The organism is Tessaracoccus sp. MC1627 (assembly GCF_014164725.1).
Classification (GTDB): domain Bacteria; phylum Actinomycetota; class Actinomycetes; order Propionibacteriales; family Propionibacteriaceae; genus Arachnia.
On record NZ_JACJGA010000001.1, the window covers coordinates 488,445 to 504,770 of the forward strand.

17 protein-coding genes are annotated in these 16,326 nt (G+C 68.6%); 10 read left to right on the forward strand and 7 right to left on the reverse strand.

Annotated elements, in window-relative coordinates; genetic code table 11:
* Positions 1 to 257 precede the first annotated feature (257 nt).
* The 7 genes from rpsF to H5399_RS02095 all read left to right on the forward strand — a co-directional run bounded on the left by rpsF (position 258) and on the right by H5399_RS02095 (position 4,369).
* Positions 258 to 545, forward strand: a complete 288-nt coding sequence (gene rpsF / locus H5399_RS02065; protein ID WP_182781361.1) for a 30S ribosomal protein S6 — start codon at positions 258 to 260, stop codon at positions 543 to 545.
* Between the two features lie 157 nt (positions 546 to 702).
* Positions 703 to 1,254: a single-stranded DNA-binding protein gene (locus H5399_RS02070; RefSeq protein ID WP_182781362.1), complete on the forward strand. Its 552-nt coding sequence runs from the start codon at positions 703 to 705 to the stop codon at positions 1,252 to 1,254.
* Between the two features lie 98 nt (positions 1,255 to 1,352).
* Positions 1,353 to 1,592 carry a 30S ribosomal protein S18 gene (gene rpsR, locus H5399_RS02075; RefSeq protein WP_182781363.1) on the forward strand — a complete coding sequence of 80 codons (240 nt, stop codon included), beginning with the start codon at positions 1,353 to 1,355 and terminating at the stop codon, positions 1,590 to 1,592.
* Between the two features lie 17 nt (positions 1,593 to 1,609).
* Positions 1,610 to 2,056 carry a 50S ribosomal protein L9 gene (gene rplI, locus H5399_RS02080; protein WP_182781364.1) on the forward strand — a complete coding sequence of 149 codons (447 nt, stop codon included), beginning with the start codon at positions 1,610 to 1,612 and terminating at the stop codon, positions 2,054 to 2,056.
* Between the two features lie 87 nt (positions 2,057 to 2,143).
* Positions 2,144 to 2,317 (forward strand): hypothetical protein, encoded by a 174-nt coding sequence (locus H5399_RS02085; protein WP_182781365.1) that lies wholly within the window; start codon positions 2,144 to 2,146, stop codon positions 2,315 to 2,317.
* An 87-nt stretch (positions 2,318 to 2,404) separates the two neighbouring features.
* Positions 2,405 to 3,301, forward strand: coding sequence for an oxygenase MpaB family protein (locus H5399_RS02090; RefSeq protein WP_182781366.1), 897 nt, complete (start codon positions 2,405 to 2,407; stop codon positions 3,299 to 3,301).
* Between the two features lie 42 nt (positions 3,302 to 3,343).
* On the forward strand, positions 3,344 to 4,369 hold the full coding sequence (locus tag H5399_RS02095) for a Gfo/Idh/MocA family protein (RefSeq protein WP_182781367.1): 1,026 nt from the start codon (positions 3,344 to 3,346) through the stop codon (positions 4,367 to 4,369).
* Positions 4,370 to 4,992: 623 nt separating this feature from the next.
* Here the strand turns inward: H5399_RS02095 and H5399_RS02100 are convergent.
* The 4 genes from H5399_RS02100 to H5399_RS17490 all read right to left on the reverse strand — a co-directional run bounded on the left by H5399_RS02100 (position 4,993) and on the right by H5399_RS17490 (position 9,335).
* Complete coding sequence (locus H5399_RS02100; protein WP_182781900.1) at positions 4,993 to 7,320, reverse strand: excinuclease ABC subunit UvrA; 2,328 nt, start codon at positions 7,318 to 7,320, stop codon at positions 4,993 to 4,995.
* Positions 7,321 to 7,404: 84 nt separating this feature from the next.
* Entirely contained in the window at positions 7,405 to 7,893 is a 489-nt protein-coding gene (locus H5399_RS02105) for an SRPBCC domain-containing protein (protein WP_182781368.1), read from the reverse strand.
* Between the two features lie 2 nt (positions 7,894 to 7,895).
* Positions 7,896 to 8,252, reverse strand: a complete 357-nt coding sequence (locus H5399_RS02110) for a helix-turn-helix transcriptional regulator (protein WP_182781369.1) — start codon at positions 8,250 to 8,252, stop codon at positions 7,896 to 7,898.
* A gap of 54 nt (positions 8,253 to 8,306) precedes the next feature.
* Positions 8,307 to 9,335 (reverse strand): GNAT family N-acetyltransferase, encoded by a 1,029-nt coding sequence (locus tag H5399_RS17490; RefSeq protein WP_220490711.1) that lies wholly within the window; start codon positions 9,333 to 9,335, stop codon positions 8,307 to 8,309.
* Between the two features lie 46 nt (positions 9,336 to 9,381).
* On the opposite strand from H5399_RS17490, the gene H5399_RS02125 reads away from it, so the two are divergent.
* Positions 9,382 to 10,698, forward strand: a complete 1,317-nt coding sequence (locus H5399_RS02125; RefSeq protein WP_182781370.1) for a glycosyltransferase — start codon at positions 9,382 to 9,384, stop codon at positions 10,696 to 10,698.
* A gap of 18 nt (positions 10,699 to 10,716) precedes the next feature.
* Here the strand turns inward: H5399_RS02125 and H5399_RS02130 are convergent, their stop codons facing one another.
* A complete protein-coding gene (locus H5399_RS02130) occupies positions 10,717 to 11,955 on the reverse strand; it encodes a glycosyltransferase 87 family protein (RefSeq protein ID WP_182781371.1) in 1,239 nt (412 codons plus the stop codon).
* 135 nt (positions 11,956 to 12,090) lie between these two features.
* Between H5399_RS02130 and H5399_RS02135 the strand changes: the two genes are divergently transcribed.
* On the forward strand, positions 12,091 to 12,432 hold the full coding sequence (locus H5399_RS02135; RefSeq protein ID WP_182781372.1) for a cupin domain-containing protein: 342 nt from the start codon (positions 12,091 to 12,093) through the stop codon (positions 12,430 to 12,432).
* Positions 12,433 to 12,531: 99 nt separating this feature from the next.
* On the opposite strand, the gene chvE is transcribed toward H5399_RS02135, so the two are convergent.
* Complete coding sequence (gene chvE, locus H5399_RS02140; RefSeq protein WP_182781373.1) at positions 12,532 to 13,686, reverse strand: multiple monosaccharide ABC transporter substrate-binding protein; 1,155 nt, start codon at positions 13,684 to 13,686, stop codon at positions 12,532 to 12,534.
* 277 nt (positions 13,687 to 13,963) lie between these two features.
* Between chvE and H5399_RS02145 the strand changes: the two genes are divergently transcribed.
* Complete coding sequence (locus H5399_RS02145; RefSeq protein WP_220490712.1) at positions 13,964 to 14,797, forward strand: alpha/beta fold hydrolase; 834 nt, start codon at positions 13,964 to 13,966, stop codon at positions 14,795 to 14,797.
* A 62-nt stretch (positions 14,798 to 14,859) separates the two neighbouring features.
* Here the strand turns inward: H5399_RS02145 and H5399_RS02150 are convergent, their stop codons facing one another.
* The gene (locus H5399_RS02150) at positions 14,860 to 15,516 is read right to left on the reverse strand and encodes an LON peptidase substrate-binding domain-containing protein (RefSeq protein WP_182781375.1); all 657 of its coding nucleotides are present in this window, start codon (positions 15,514 to 15,516) and stop codon (positions 14,860 to 14,862) included.
* Positions 15,517 to 16,326 lie beyond the last annotated feature (810 nt).

The window sequence follows — 16,326 nt, forward strand, 5'->3', positions numbered from 1 at the left end:
GTCTCGGATCCTGGCCCTCCGGGGGGAGGGCGTTGAGCAAATGGCACGGGTCGTGGAGCCGGGCCGGGGGAGCGTGAGCGTGGGCGCATCGTTGAGCCCTGCCATTTGCTCAACGCACCCCTCCGGCGGGGACCGGCGATTTCCCCCGCGCAGTGCCGACGGGTAACCTAGGCGGTCGGCTGACATCCGAAGTCAGTCATGCCCTCCTGCCGCGGGACAGACCCGTGGCCGTTAGTCCGAAGGAGGTGGGGCTGAGCATGCGCAAGTATGAAGTCATGGTTCTCATCGATTCTGAAGTTGATGAACGCCTTGTTCCCGCGCTCGTCGATAAGCATCTCGAAGTCATCACCAAGGGTGGTGGCACCGTCGACAACACCGATCACTGGGGTCGTCGTCGTCTCGCTTACGACATCAACAAGAAGTCCGAAGCGATCTACGCCGTGCTGCAGATCACCGCGGAGCCCGCGATCGTGTCCGAGATGGATCGACTCATGTCCATCGACGAGCGGATCGTGCGCACCAAGGTGCTGCGTCGCGAGGACTGAAAGTTATCCACAGCCTCTGTGCAGACTGAGAAAACTCGGGGCGATCAGCCAAGAGTGAAGGCAGTCGCACCAGGCGCAGATCCGGCACTGAGTGTCGGAGGGGCGCCGTAAGGTAGCAGAGGCAACCCAAGTCCGATATCGGAAGGCACACACAGACATGGCAGGCGAAACCCCCATCACGCTCATCGGCAACCTCACCGCCGATCCCGAGCTTCGTTTCACGCCCAATGGGGCGGCCGTCGCGAACTTCACGGTCGCGTCCACCCCCCGCACGTTCGATCGTCAGACGAACGAGTGGAAGGACGGCGACGCCATGTTCCTCAACTGCTCCGTGTGGCGTCAGTACGCCGAGAACGTGGCCGAGTCCCTGCAGAAGGGCACCCGCGTCATCGTTTCCGGTCGGCTGAAGTCGCGCAGCTACGAAACCCGCGAGGGTGAGAAGCGCACCGTGTTTGAGGTAGATGTCGACGAGGTCGGTCCGGCCCTTCGCTATGCCACGGCCAAGATCACCCGTACTCAGGGCGGCGGCGGTGGCGGTAGCTGGCAGGGCAATCAGGGCGGCGGTAACGCCCAGGCTGGCGGCGGTGGCGGACAGCAGTCCGATCCGTGGTCCGGCTCCGGAGCAGCCGGTGCACCCAGTGCACCCGGCGGCAACCGCGGCGGGAACGATCCCTGGGCACAGTCCCAGCCGGAAGAGCCCCCGTTCTGATCCATCCGCTTAACTAGCCCGCCTGGGCTAGCTGGCACATTCCGTCGCAAGACGGGCTTTCACGGGCGGCAAGCCCGGGAGTAAAGGAGAGCACCACAATGGCCGGTCCACAGCGCAAGCCTGTGAACAAGAAGAAGATCCTTCCGGTAAAGAAGACGCGGGTCGCAAACGTCGATTACAAGGACGTCAACCTGCTCAAGAAGTTCATTTCTGAGCGTGGGAAGATCCGCGCCCGCCGCGTCACCGGGCTGTCGGTTCAGGATCAGCGCAAGGTTGCCATCGCCGTCAAGAACGCGCGTGAGGTGGCCCTGCTGCCCTACGCGTCGACCGCTCGCTGAGCGCAGGAGGAGAAACAATGAAGCTCATTCTGACCAGCACCGTCGACAAGCTCGGCATCGCCGGGGACGTCGTTGAAGTCAAGGACGGCTACGGCCGCAACTTCCTGCTGCCACAGTCGAAGGCGATCCGCTGGACCCGTGGCACCGAGAAGCAGATCGACGGCATCAAGCGGGCGCGTGACGCCCGTGAGGTGCGTGGCGTCGAGCACGCGCAGGAACTGCGCGCCCAGCTCGAGGGCCTCACCGTCTCGGTGGGGGCACGGGTCTCCGATCAGGGCCACCTGTTCGGTTCCGTCACCTCCAGCGACCTCGCGGTCGCCGTCAAGAAGGCCGGCGGCCCCACGATCGACAAGCGCACGGTTTCGTTCGCGAAGCCGGTCAAGTCCGTCGGCACGCACACCGCCGCTGTCAAGCTGCACCAGGCTGTCACCGCGTACGTTCCCTTCGAGGTCGTCGCCCAGTGATCTGAGGCAACCCACAGCAGAGAGCCCCGGTTTCGACCGGGGCTCTTTCGCTTTCTCGGGGCCTTGGGCTGGCCGTAGGGTTGGGGGATGAGCGCTCGATTCCTCACCACGTGGCCGTGCCAGGACGCGTGCGGCACGGTGGAGACCGACGAGCGGGTGGAGGGCGCGCCTGTGTATCGGTGCCCCGGCTGTGACACCTCCTGGATCGAGCTCAACGAGCGCACCGAGTCCGCCGACGATGGGTCCGCGGGCGTCGAGTAGTGACACCATCAGGAAGACAGCGTCTAGGGATGGTCCCCACCAGTGGCTGACTCCGGTGCATCGGCCGTCCGACGTATTCTCGGAGTCATGCGCAGCCCCATCGAACGCCTCCGAGTGCTGATCGGACGGACCCTCCGCAGCCGAGTCGCCGGCGACGACGCCGACGAGAAGGCGCACTTCATCTGGCAGGTCGACGGCCAGCGGTGGCACACCCCCGACGACGTGATCTGGCATGTCAACGGGGACGCGGCGATGTACGCGGGCGGGATCCGTTCCCTTCTCCTGCAGACGCTGCACCCCGCGGCCATGGCGGGTGTCGCGGGGCACTCCGGCTACAAGTCGGACCCGTGGGGCCGCCTGCAGCGCACCTCCGAGTTCATCGCCATGACCACCTACGGGCCGATCCCGTCGGCGCTGGCGCTCATCGAGCGGGTCAAGGCCGTCCACGAACGCGTCAGGGGCAAGACCGACGACGGCACTCCATACCGGGCGTCTGACCCGCACCTCCTCGAGTGGGTGCACCTCACCGAGACGCAGAGTTTCCTGGCCAGCTTCCAGCACTTCGGGGACCGGCGGCTCAGCTGGGGGGAGGCCGACGAGTACGTGGCCCAGGCCGCCCCCGTCGGTGAACTCCTCGGCGCCGTCGACCTTCCCCGGACCGAGGCCGACCTGCTCGCGGCCCTCGAGCGGTATCGCCCCGAGTTGCGCGCCTCCGCGGCCGCCGTCGACACCGTCACCTTCCTGCTGCGCCACCCACCCATCCCATGGCCGGCCCGTCCCGGGTACTGGATGCTGGCGGCCGGCGCCATCTCGACTCTGCCGGTGTGGGCGCGCCGGGAGCTGGGGCTCCCGGCCAGCCGCTGGTTCGACAGGTTGGTGGGCTTGCCGTGCGGGCGGTTCGCCACGGCCGTGGTCCGATGGTCGCTGACGCCGGAGAGCAGGGTGGGGCGCTGGGCGCGCGCCGGCGCCGACGCATCCACGTGAGCCCGCCCACCGTCGCGGGGATGGACCGGGCATACTGCCGCCATGAGGATCGGCGTGGTGGGCTACGGCATGGGCGGCAGGATTTTCCACGCCCCCTTTATTCAGGCGGCAGAGAGACTTGAGCTCGCAGGCGTGGTGACGCGCAGCCCGGAACGCCGCGCGGAGGTCGCTGCTGACCTTCCAGGCGTCCCGGTGTTCGACTCGATGAGCGCCCTGCTGGACTCCGGCGTCGACGCCGTCACCATCACCACCCCGCCGGAGACGAGGCGGGAGCTCGTGCTCGAGGCGGCAGGGCGGGGCGTCGGGATCGTCGCGGACAAGCCCTTCGCCCCCAGCGCCCAGGATGCCCGCGAGCTGGTCGCCGCTGTCGAACGCCTCGGAGCCCCGATGGCCGTGTTCCACAACAGGCGGTGGGACACCGACGTGCGGACCCTCAAGGCGCTCCTCGATGCCGGCGAGCTGGGTACGCCGTGGCGGGTGGAGTCCCGCTTCGATCTCGACGAGCCCTCCACCCTCGACCCGGGGCCGACGGGCGGACTCCTGCGGGACCTTGGCACGCATCTGGCGGACCAGCTGCTGTGGCTCTTCGGCCCCGTGGAGCAGGTCTACGCCAAGCTGGACTGGATCGATCTGCCGCAGGGGCGCACAGACGCCGGCTTCTCCGTGGTCCTGCGCCACGCCTCGGGGGTGAGCTCGACGATGCGTGCGAGCAAGGCCAACCACCTCGTCGCCCGCGAGCTGCGCGTCTACGGGAGCGCGGGAAGCTATGAGTCGCAGATGAGCGACGTGCAGGCGGCCGCCGTCTTCTCCGGACGGCGCCCGGTCGACGAGGGTGACCGCTGGGGGTACGAGGCGGAGGAGCGCTGGGGCGCGCTGCGCACGGCGACGGGTGAGCGCCGGGTGCCGTCGGAGCGCGGCGCCTACCAGGACTTCTACTCCCAGTTCGCGCGCGCCGTGGCCGGCGAGGGGCCCATGCCGGTCACTGGCGCCGACGCAATCCGCACCCTGGAGGTTCTGGACGCCGCGCGCCAGAGCGCCCTCGAGGGCCGGTCGATCGACCTCGGCTGACCAGCCCGCGGATGCAAGGGGGGAGCGGCCCCAGCGATCCAGAGATTGCCTGTCAGCTGGAGTTACAACCCTTCGAGACGGCCGCCGCCGCTCCGCGGGCGGCCCTCCTCAGGGAGCGAAACAGGGGCGGCCAAGCTCGGTCGGTGAGGGTCCCGCGTCGCGAAGCGACCGGGGAAGTCTCGAAGGGTCGAGAACCACGGCTGACAGCGAGGGTGCTGGACGGCAGGGCGGCACTGCGCAGCGGTGCCCAACCCTACGATCACCCAGCTGGCATCCCGCCTCAGCAGACCCGGCCACAACGCCGCCCTGCCGGCCCGCACCTTGACCTGGCAACGCCACAGGAGGACCGAGTGCGGGGAGACGGGAGACGATGCCCGGGCGGCCTCAACAACCCGACCACCGACCACACCGGTAGCCACCTTCAGACCAAGGACAACGGCCGCCCGGGCATCGACTTACGGCTCACCGCACCCGACCAGAAGAATCGCGTGAAGGTGGTAGTCACAACCCTTCGAGACGGCCGCCGCCGCTTCGCGGGCGGTCCTCCTCAGGGAGCGATGGGACGTACCACGCCGCTTCGCGGGGGACCCTCCTCAGGGACCGGGTAGGCCGGACCGCGACCGCTAGGCACCGACGTAGGCGGACAGGTGCCGACCGGTCAGGGTGGACCCGTCGGCGATGAGCTGAGCAGGGGTGCCCTCGAACACTATCCGCCCCCCGTCGTGGCCCGCTCCGGGGCCGAGGTCGATGATCCAGTCCGCGTGCGCCATCACCGCTTGATGGTGTTCGATCACGATCACTGACTTGCCGGAGTCCACCAGGCGGTCCAGCAGGGCGAGCAGGTGGGCCACGTCCGCCAGGTGAAGGCCGGTGGTGGGTTCGTCGAGCACGTAGATCTCGCCCTTGTCCGCCATCGCCACCGCGAGCTTGAGCCGTTGCCGCTCGCCGCCCGAGAGCGTGGTGAGCGGCTGGCCCAGGGAGAGGTATCCCAGGCCGACGTCGTTCAGCCGCCCGAGGATGGCGTGCGCGGCGGGCGTCTTCGTCTCCCCGGCCCCGAAGAACTCCAGTGCCTCGGTCACCGGCATGGCCAGCACGTCGGCGATGTTCTTCCCGCCCCAGCGGTATTCGAGCACCGCGGGCTGGAACCGCTTGCCCTCGCACTCCTCGCAGGGCGTGGCGACGGTGTCCATGAAGCCCAGCTCGGTGTAGATGACGCCGGCGCCGTTGCACGCCGGGCAGGCGCCCTCCGAATTGGCGCTGAAGAGGGCCGGTTTGGTGCCGGTGGCCTTCGCGAACGCCTTGCGGATGGGCTCCAGGAGGCCGGTGTAGGTGGCCGGGTTGCTCCGCCTGGACCCCTTGATGGCGGTCTGGTCGATCGAGATGGCGCCGGCGTCGGCCGGCATCGAGCCGTGGATGAGCGAACTCTTCCCCGAACCCGCGACACCCGTGAGCACCGTCAGGATGCCCAACGGGATGTCGACGTCCACGTCCTTGAGGTTGTTCGTCGACGCGCCGCGGATCTCCAGCGCTCCCTTCGGGGTGCGGGCGGTGGGCTTGAGTTGAGCGCGGTCGTCGAGGTGCTGGCCGGTCAGGGTGCCGCTGGCGCGGAGCTCCTCGACGGTGCCCTCGAAGCAGATCTCGCCGCCCTTGGTGCCCGCGCCGGGGCCCAGGTCGACGACGTGGTCCGCGATCACGATGGTCTCCGGCTTGTGCTCCACCACGAGCACGGTGTTGCCCTTGTCCCGCAGGGAGAGGAGCAGGGTGTTCATGCGCTCGATGTCGTGGGGGTGGAGGCCGATGGTGGGCTCGTCGAACACGTAGGTGACGTCGGTCAGCGACGACCCGAGGTGCCGGATCATCTTCACCCGCTGAGCCTCGCCGCCCGACAGGGTGCCCGACGGGCGCTCCAGCGACAGGTACCCGAGCCCGATCTCCACGAACGAATCCAGCAGGTGCCGCAGGTTCCTGAGCAGCGGCGCCGCGGCCGGCTTGTCGAGGCCGCGTAGCCATGCCGCCAGGTCGGTCAGCTGCATCGCGCACGCGACCGCGATGCTGACACCGTCGATCTTCGAGGCCCGGGCACCCTCGGACAGCCGGGTCCCGCGACACTCCGGGCAGGTGTCGAACTTCACCGCCCGCTCGACGAAGGCGCGGATGTGCGGCTGCATCGCGTCCGGGTCCTTGGACAGGAACGACTTCTGGATCTTCGGCACCAGCCCCTCGTAGGTGAGGTTGATGTTGTCCACCTTGATCTTGGTGGGCGCCTTGTAGAGGAGGTCGTCGAGCTCGCGCTTGGAGTAGTCCTTGATGGCCTTGTCAGGGTCGAGGAAGCCGGAGGCGGTGAAGATGCGCACGTACCAGCCGTCGCCGGTGTAGCCGGGGATGGTGAGGGCGCCGTCGTTGAGCGATCTGGTCTCGTCGTAGAGCTGGGTGAGGTCGATGTCCGAGACGTTGCCCTTGCCCTCGCAGCGCGGGCACATGCCGCCGACGAGGGTGTAGGTCTTGGCCTCCTTCTGCACCCTGCCGGCCTTCTCCGTCTTGATCATCCCTGAGCCGGTGACCGACGGAACGTTGAACGAGTACGCCTGAGGCGAGCCGATGTGCGGCTGAGCCAGCTTGCTGAACAGGATGCGCAGCAGGGCGTTGGCGTCGGTGACGGTGCCGACGGTGGAGCGCACGTTGGCGCCCATCCGCTCCTGGTCCACGATGATGGCCGTGGTGAGCCCGTCGAGGTGGTCCACGTCCGGCCGCGACAGTGTGGGCATGAAGCCCTGGACGAAGGCGCTGTAGGTCTCGTTGATCATCCGCTGGGACTCGGCGGCGATGGTGCCGAACACCAGTGAGCTCTTGCCCGAGCCCGAGACGCCGGTGAAGACGGTCAGCCGGCGTTTCGGAAGGTCGACGTCGATGTCCTTGAGGTTGTTCTCGCGGGCGCCCTGGACGCGGATCATGTCGTGGCTGTCTGCGGGATGCTCTGCTGTGCTCACCGCGCTACCGTGCCACCCCGCCGCGACAATTGCCAGGGTTCCTCTGCATTAACCCTCGGCCAGGAGGGCGTCGATCTGGTTGATGGCACCGGTGGCGCCCTCGACCATGCCCATGTCCAGCACCTGCTGCAGCGCCTCGACGGAGGGGTAGACGGCCTCGTACACCGCGCGGGTCCCGTCGTCGTGGCGGCTGAAGGAGTAGGTGTTGATCCCCACCGGGAGGGAGGTGTCCGGCGTGAAGTCCTCGTTGGCGAAGCCGTCCTCGAAGGTGAAGCTGCGCGGCTCGTCGACCTCTTTCACGTCCCAGAACCCGCAGTACTTCTGGCCGTCGGGGGCGGTCATGTAGTAGGTCATCCGCCCGCCCGGGGTCAGGTCGTGGTCCACGAACGTGGCCGGGTACGTGGGCGGGCCCCAGACCCTCTCCAGCTGGCGGGGATCGGCGTAGAGCTCCCAGATGCGCTCTACCGGGGCCGCGAACTGTGCGGTCATGGTCAGGCGGCGGTTCTCCAGGTCCTTCTGGACGTCGATGACGGGCATGGTCACTCCTGGGGTGTGGTGGGGGTGGGTGGTGGGGTGGCGGCGATGAGATCGTCGATGCGCGACACGCGGCCGCGCCAGATGCCCTCGAGCTCGGTGAGCAGGCTGCCCACAGACCGGACCGCCTCGACGTTGCCGCTGGCCAGGGACTCGCGCCCCTGCCGTCGGCGCGAGACCAGAGCGGACCTCTCGAGCACCGTGATGTGCTTGTGGACGGCGGCGAAACTCATGTCGTAGTGCGCCGCCAGCGCGGTGACCGACTGCTCGCCGGCCAGCACGCGGCGCAGGATGTCGCGGCGGGTGCGGTCCGCGAGTGCGTGGAACAGGGCGTCTGTCCGTTCCTCGTCGATCACTGTCATGGAACTATGTTCAACCGTTTGGTTATAGGTTGTCAAGGGTTCGGAGGAGGTTTTTCAGAGGTCCATCGCATAGATCCGCACCGGGACGCCGCTGCGGCTGAGCGTCTCGCGGTCCAGCCTGAGGCCGTTCTTCTCCGCGACCCGCTGGGAGGCGACGTTCTCGGGATGGATGATCGAGACGAGGCGACGGTGGCCGAGCGAGCGCGCAAGGTCACGGCAGGCGGCCGCCGCCTCCGTCGCGAAGCCCCGCCCCTGGAGCCTCGGGATGACGTGGTAGCCCACCTCCAGCTCCTCGACGCCGTCGATCAGCTGCCAGGTCAGGCCGCAGTCGCCGACGAACCCGCCGTCGGGGGTGCTGATGATCCAGAGCCCCAGCCCGTCGCGGGCGTAGTTGCGGAGGTTCCACTCGATCCACTCGGCCGTCTCGTCGCGGGTCCTGGGGCGGGGGTAGTAGGTCATCACCTCAGGATCGCCGAGGAGGCCGGCCATGGCGTCGAGGTCCGCGTGCCCCATCCGACGGAAGACGATCCGGTCCGCCATGGGGAGCGGCGCCGCCTCGTCCCAGACCCACTCGTCCTCGCCGTCGAACGGGCGGTGCGGGGCGGGCATGGCCAGGCCGAGCTTCTGCGCCACCCGCCGCGATGCGACGTTGCGGGGGTGGACGAAAGCGACGAGGCGGCGGATTCCGGCCCCGCGCAGCGCGGAGACGAGCGCGCGCATGGCCTCGGTGGCGTAGCCGCTGCCCTGGTTCGCGGTGCCGATCACCCAGGCGAGTGTCGCGGTGGAGGCTGGGGGGTCGACGGTGGCCTGAACGAACCCGATGGCGGCTCCGCCTGGCAGCCGGACGGCCCAGTTTCCCCACACCTCCGTCGACGGAGGGGGCGGGCCTGCCTCCTGCGCCTGGTAGCGCCGCCGAAGATCCTCGACGGACGGCGGGCTGTCGAAGGTGTAGCGGTGGATCGACGGATCGGCGAGGACCTCGGCGATGGCCGGCGCGTCGTCGACGGTGAGCGGGGTGAGGCTCAGGCGGTCCGTCTGGAGGGGGGAGTGGGCCAGATCGCGGAGGGCGGCGTCGTCTGGCATGGTGCCAACGCTACGCGCGGATACCGTTGAGGGGGAGGAGGCGGCGATGGCGGTGGTGTTGATCGGGCTGGGATCCAGGGGCGATGTCCAGCCGATGGCGGTCCTGGGTGGCGAGTTGGCGCGCCGCGGCGTTGAGGCACGAGTGGTTGCGCTGGCGGAATATGCCGATCTGGCCGGGCGCTACGGCGCGGAGGCGGTGCCCATCCGGGCGGATCTGACGTCGGCCCTGGAGACGGCCAGGCGGCACCCCCGCGTCGCCGGCACGGCGTTCGGGCAGGGGTGGCTGCTGCGCCGCTGGGTCTCCGAGGTGGCAGGGCCGGTGGCCGACGCGTTGCTCAAGGCCGCGCGCCCGGGTGACTCCCTCCTCAGCGGGATCCTGGGAGCCGGGGCTGCGGTGGCCGCAGCTGAGGGGTTGGGGGGCCGGGCGGCGACCGTGCTGTTCACGGCCCAGCTGCCCACGGTCTACCGCGACAGCCACTGCTTCGCCAGCTGGTTCGGACCATGGGACGCCTACAACAGGTGGGGGACGGGGCTGAGTTGGAGTGTCGCGGCCTCGCTTGGGGCGCCGCTTGCGGAGGAGGTGCGTCGGCGGGTCGGCCGGCGCGGCCGCCATGGGCCGGGTGCGGACCCGATGACCGGGGTGCGAGGCCGGTTGGGTGCTCTCGCCGGGTACGAGCCCGTTGTCGCCGCCCTGGACCGGCACCCGGTGCTCGTGGCGGCCAGCCCGACGCTTGCCCCACCGCCGCCGGATCTCCGGCCCACGGCGCACCAGACGGGGTATCTCAACCCACCGGACGAGGACGCTCCGCTGTCGGAGGACCTCACAGCCTTCCTGGCGGCAGGCGACCCGCCGGTCTTCGTGGGCGCCGGCAGCCTCGCCTCGACAACCGGCGACAGGGGCCTGGCGATCCTGGCGGAGGCGGCCCGGCTATCCGGGCGGAGGATCGTGACTCTCGCGCCGACCCCCGCCCACGTGGGCCCCGGGCCTGGTCAGGTGTACGCGGTCTCCGACGTGCCCTTCGAGGCGTTGTTCCCCCACACGGCCGGGGTGATCCACCACGGCGGCGCGGGCAGTACGCACACCGGGCTGCGGTCCGGGCGGCCGTCGGTGGCGGTGCCGTTCGGGGTTGACCAGCCGTATCACGGCGCGCGGCTCGCCGCGTTGGGGGTTGGGCCCTCGCCGGTGCCGTTCCGTCACCTCGACGCTGGGCGGCTGGCGCGGCTGATCCACGACCTGGTGGAGGGACCCGACGCTGCCCGCTACCGCGAGCGCGCCCGCGAGGTGGCCGCGACGGTCCGCGGTGAGGATGGCGTGGGCGCAACGATCGAGGTGATGGCGCGGCTTGGGTTGATCACCGCGTGACCCAGATGGCTTCGGCTGTCAGGCGTCAGGGCTGGTGGTGTCGCGGGCGGGGGAGCCGAACGCCAGGAAGGCGAGGAAGGCCAGCGCCCAGGCGGCCTGAGCATTGCCGGTCAGCTGCTCCTGCCACGTCCACCCCGTTCCCTCGAGGTGCTCGTCCGGCAGGTCCCAGATGAGGCGGGTGACGAAGATCACCACCCCGCTGCCGGCCAGCGCCCAGGCCCAGGGGCTTCCCGAACGCCTCGCCCAGATGGCCAGCATGAGGAGGGCCGGCGCCACCCACACCCAGTGGTGAGACCAGGACACCGGTGACGCCAGGAGCGCGTAGACACCCATGGTCAACGCAGCGGCGAGGTTGTGTCCTCGGTGGAACAGGCGGGCCATCAGCGCCAGGAGGGACAGCCCCAGAATCGCCGACAGCAGGAACCAGGTGAGCGTGGCCGCCCCGCCGTCGAGGCCGAGCCTGAGCAGGACGCCGTTCATCGACTGGTTCGAGACGTAGGCCAGGCCGCCGATCCGGTCCGGGTCCGTGATCGTCCCCGTCCAGTAGCGGACTGACTCCTCCCAGGCCACGAGGAATCCGAGGAGGGTGAACAGGAGCGCCGAGGCGACGGCGGTTGCGAGGGCGCGCCACTCGCGCTTGACGAGGAAGTAGGCGAGGAACACCGCGGGGGTGAGCTTGATCGCCATGGCGAGGCCGGTAAGCGCTCCCTGCCAGCGCTTCCCGCGACCGACCACGACGTCGACCACCACCAGCGCCATCAGGGCCACGTTGACCTGGCCGAACTCCACCGTCTCCCGGACCGGCTCCAGCCAGAAGCCGATGGTTCCGGCCGCCAAGCCCGCCAGCAGCAGCCGTTGACCCCGGACGTCGGTGAGCTCGCGGATCACGAGGACCATCACCACGACTAGCAGCCCGAGGGTGCCGAAGGAGAACAGCAGGTTGGCGTCGCGCATCGTCAGCAGCGCGAGAGGCACGAACAGCATGGCCGCGATGGGCGGGTAGGTGAAGGGGAGGTTGGCGCCGATCTCGGTGTCCGGAAGGGTGCCGTACAGGTCGCCGCCGCGCAGCAGGGTCTCGGCGCCGAGCCGGTAGACATCGAGGTCGATCCGGTAGGGGGGCGTCGGTTTGAACCGCTCGGGCAGGAACGGCACCTCGCCTGGGCGGCCGTAGACGACGGCGTAGGCGGAGATCGCCGCAGCGGCGACGATCATCAGCACGCCGAGCCATCTGGAGTGCGTCGTCGGGCGTGGGGTCACCGGGCCATCGTATGGTCCCGCGCGCGCAGCGTGAGAATCCGGGCGGGGGCGCCGGTCGACGCGATTGCGCCCGGTAGCGCGAGGGGTGTGCTGAGCTGGGTCCAGTCTGAACGTTGCGTCACCGGAGGAGGAGACATGAAGGAACCCAAGCCCCTGTCCCAATCGGCCCACTACACCGGTGTCGCGGCAGAGGTGCCCGTCGTCAAGGAGTCCACCACCTCGCGCGTCATCCACAACAACCCGCTGCTCCGCGTGGTCGAGTTCACCTTCGACGAGGGGGAGATGCTGACCGAGCACACGTCCCCGCGTGCGGTGGTGGTGCAGTTGCTGGAGGGGCGGATGAGCTTCACGGTCGGCGACGACGAGGTCACCCTCGCCCCAGCGGACGTGGTGTATCTGGCGCCGAACGAGCGGCACGCCCTGGTGGCGCTCGAGCCGTGCCGGATGAGCCTGGTGATGGTCGACGTTGGTGGCTGATAGCCCTTGATCCTCGTCCCTGCGGACTCTCTTCAACGGGTCCTGGGCGTGCGAGGGCCCGGCCCCGCGTGGGGACCGGGCCATCTGTTGGGCGAGTGGTCAGGAGATGACGCCGGCGTCGATCTCCTCCTGGGTCCAGTAGCCGGTGTCGACGAGGGCCTCGGTGATGTTGTCCTGCGTGACGGTGACGACATCAAGGAGGTAGGACGGGACGATCTTCACGCCGTTGTCGTAGTCCTCTGTGTTGTTGGCCTCGGGCTCGTTGCCGGCCAGGAGGTCCTGGGCGGCGGTGACGGCCTGCTCGGCCAGGAGGCGGGTGTCCTTGAAGATGGTCGAGTACTGGATGCCGTCCTGGATGAGTTTCGTCGAGGCGATCTCCGCGTCCTGTCCGGTGACGATCGGGAAGCCGTCTGCGACGGTGCCTGAGTAGCCGTTGTTCTGAAGCGCCGTGATGATGCCGCGTGCAAGGCCGTCGTTGGCCGACAGCACGCCGTCCACCTTGGCGTCGCCCTGGTAGTTGGCGGTGAGGAGGTCTTCCATGCGCTTCTGCGCGGCCTCCTGCTGCCAACCGAGCGTGGCTGCCTGCTCGATGTCGGTCTGGCCGGAGACGACGGTGAAGGTGCCGTCATCGATCTTGGGCTGGATGACGCTCATGGCGCCGTTGAAGAAGAAGTGGGCGTTGTTGTCATCAAGCGAGCCGGCGAACAGCTCGATGTTGAACGGGCCTTCGCCGCGGGCTTCGAGGCCGTCGATGAGGGACTGGCCCTGGGCGACGCCGACCTTGAAGTTGTCGAAGGAGACGTAGAAGTCGACGTTGGCGCTGTCGCGGATCAGGCGGTCGTAGGAGATGATCTTGATGCCCTGCGCAGCGGCGTTCTCGAGCTGGGGGGCCAGTGCGGTGCCGTCGATGGCGGCGATGATGAGGACCTTGACGCCCTGGGTGATCATCTGGTCGATCTGCTGGCCCTGGGTGGGGATGTCGTCGTTGGCGAACTGGAGGTCGACGTCGAAGCCGGCCTCTTCCAGCTGGGACTTGACGGCTTCGCCGTCGGCGATCCAGCGTTCGGTGGTCTGGGTGGGCATCGACACGCCGACGGAACCGCCGGCCTCGCCCGCAGGTGCGCTGGTGGTGGCGGACGCGTCGCCAGACGTGGTGGGGTCCGTGGTGCTGCCTGCGCCGCCGCCACCGCACGCGGTGAGGGCGACGGCGAGCACCATGCCCGCGGCTGCGGTCATGAGTGTGGTCATCTTCATTCGTTCCTCCTGAGAACGTCAAGGGATCTGAGTGGTGCCCAGACCCATGTTTCTGTGAAGCGGGAGATGCGCATGAGCAGCCCGATGGTCGCGAGTCTCCATGGCCGACAACTTTGTCTTTCTCCAGTACTAAATATTCCTGCGCGGCATCACCGCTGTCAAGGAAAGAGCATGGACATTTAGTTGCAGTTCCATAACAATTTTGTGGCTAGGGCAGATCCGCCTTTCTCAGCACCGAACGACCCCAGCGAGGATGCACGGAGGGAGACTTGGGTCCATGGAGACTTTTGCCAATGACGGGCTGACGTTCGAGGTGCGCGACTCTGGCCCCCGACGGGCTGACTCCGACCACACCGTCGTCCTGCTCCACGGATTCCCACAGACGCCCGCGGCCTGGGATGCGGTGGCGCCGCTGCTACACGCGGCCGGGGTCCGCACGCTGGCGCCGTCCCTGCGCGGCTACACCGCGAATGCGCGGCCCCCAGGGCGGAGCGCTTACCGGATCGAATGCCTCGTCGGAGACGTGTTCGCGCTGCTGGACCAGGCAGGCCTCGATTCGGCCCACGTCGTGGGTCACGACTGGGGAGGTGGCGTGGCCTGGGCCGCCGCCATGACGACGCCGGAGCGGGTGCGAAGCCTGACGGTGCTGTCAACGCCCCATCCAGCGGCGATCCGACGGGCCGTGTTGCGCTCGTCGCAGGGGTTGAAGAGTTGGTACATGCTGGCCATGCAGGTGCCCGCACTGCCCGAGATGCAGCTGTCGCGGCTGGTGCGCAAGGAGGGTCTCCGGCGCCTCGGGGTCCCCGCGGACCTCTCGGCCGCCTATGCCGCCCAGATGAGCGATGCCGAGGCGGTGCGCGGGATGCTCGGCCCGTACCGAGGGCTGTTCGCGACGGCCGGCGCCGAGGCTGTGAAGCTCGATACCCCGGTGTCGGTGCCCACCACGTACCTGTGGGGCAACCGCGACCCCTACCTTGGCCGCGTGGCGGCTGAGGACACTGCGCGGTACTGCACCGGTGACTACCGGTTCGTCGAGATGGACGCCGGCCACTGGCTTCCTGAAAAGCGGCCGGAGGTGGTGGGAGCAGAGATCCTTGATCGGATCAGATGAGGATCCTTTACTCCCGACGGGATCCAGTGGCTATCGCGGATGGGTCGCGGACGGCTGGGGCCTCACTCGGGCAGGCCGCCGGCGTCGGGTAGGCCGGACCCCCACCCGGCGGAGAAGAGGACGTCGGCCCCCTGCGTGTCCTCAACCAGCCGGGCCAGCAGTTCGGAGGCGGTTCCCGAGCGCAGCAGCGCGTACTGGTCCATCGGGCTCAGCGGTGCGATGCCGGAGACCTGCCAGATGCGCTGCGCCAACTCCGGCGACAGTTCGATGCCGGCCGGCCAGGGGAGCTCCACGAACTCGCTCGCCCTGGAGAGGGTGGCGCGCACCAGGGACTCGGCTTCGCTGAGCGCAGAGGCGGTGGAGTCGTCGAGCTCCACAGCGGCGAGGTCGCGCACCAGGGCCCGCGGGAACGGGTCGTCCTGCAACCAGCGCACCACCTCGAAGCGGGAGGCGCCGGAGGCCAGTAGGAGAATCGAGTCCTCGCTGGGCTCGATCGACACGATGCGCGCTACGGTGCCCACCCCGAATCGCGCGTCGCCGCCCCCCACCTCGGAGCCTCGCTCGATCAGCACCACCCCGAACTCGTGCTCGGCTTCCCTGAGAACCGTTGACACCATCGCGACGTAGCGCGGCTCGAAGACCCGCAGCTGCAACGGCATGCCCGGAAACAGCACAGAGCCGAGCGGAAACATCGGTAGCTCACGCGTTGCGCCGGTCATGACAGCGATCCTGCCGGAATGGTGTCGTCGTCGACGAGGGGGTCTGCAACTTGCTATCCATAGAGCGGCTTCTGCATATATGCGCAGATGCCGCTCTATGGGTAGCAAGTTGCAGACACACAAACAGGGGGACCGTCCTTTCCTCGCACGAGGGGTGGGTTCGACTGGGATCGATCCCCCTCCGGCCCGCACGCGATGAACAACTACCGGATCTGCCGCGTGGCACCGAGAACCTGCTCCGACTTCGGGTAGACGGAAGGTGTAGACGCTGCAGGCCCCCATTGACACGTCGGGCCGGCTGGGCTGGAAACACCCCGCCCGTCTGAGCGGATCCATGCCGCGAAACCAGATCGGGGGCCACCGTGGGCCACAGTCGCTTGGCGCCGTGATCGCGAAGCCAGGCGAGCACGGGCAGCAGGGTGATGATCGCGCCGATGCCCACGGCGATCCCCGTCCCGAGGGCTGTGACGCTGAACTCTTGTCCGACGGTAGACATCGCGAGGAGGAACGCTGTGAGAACAATGAGCAACAGCCCCCACAGCCCGACCAATGCCACCAGGATCACCTGCCAACCTGGGCGGCGGGCTTGATGCACGCTAGCGCAGGTTGTCCCAGGCAGACTCAACGCACGGAACTGCCGCGGACCGCGCGGACGCTTCCCGGGCCCGCTTGGTTGTGAGGCGGTGGCGGGTGGCCCCCAAGGTGCTGTGGTGTTGAAGGCGCGCGTCCTGACATGAAGTGAGGGCGCCGCTGCGGGAACAGAGACACCCTCGATGAACGACTCAACTGTGAATTGAGGTCTTGATGTCC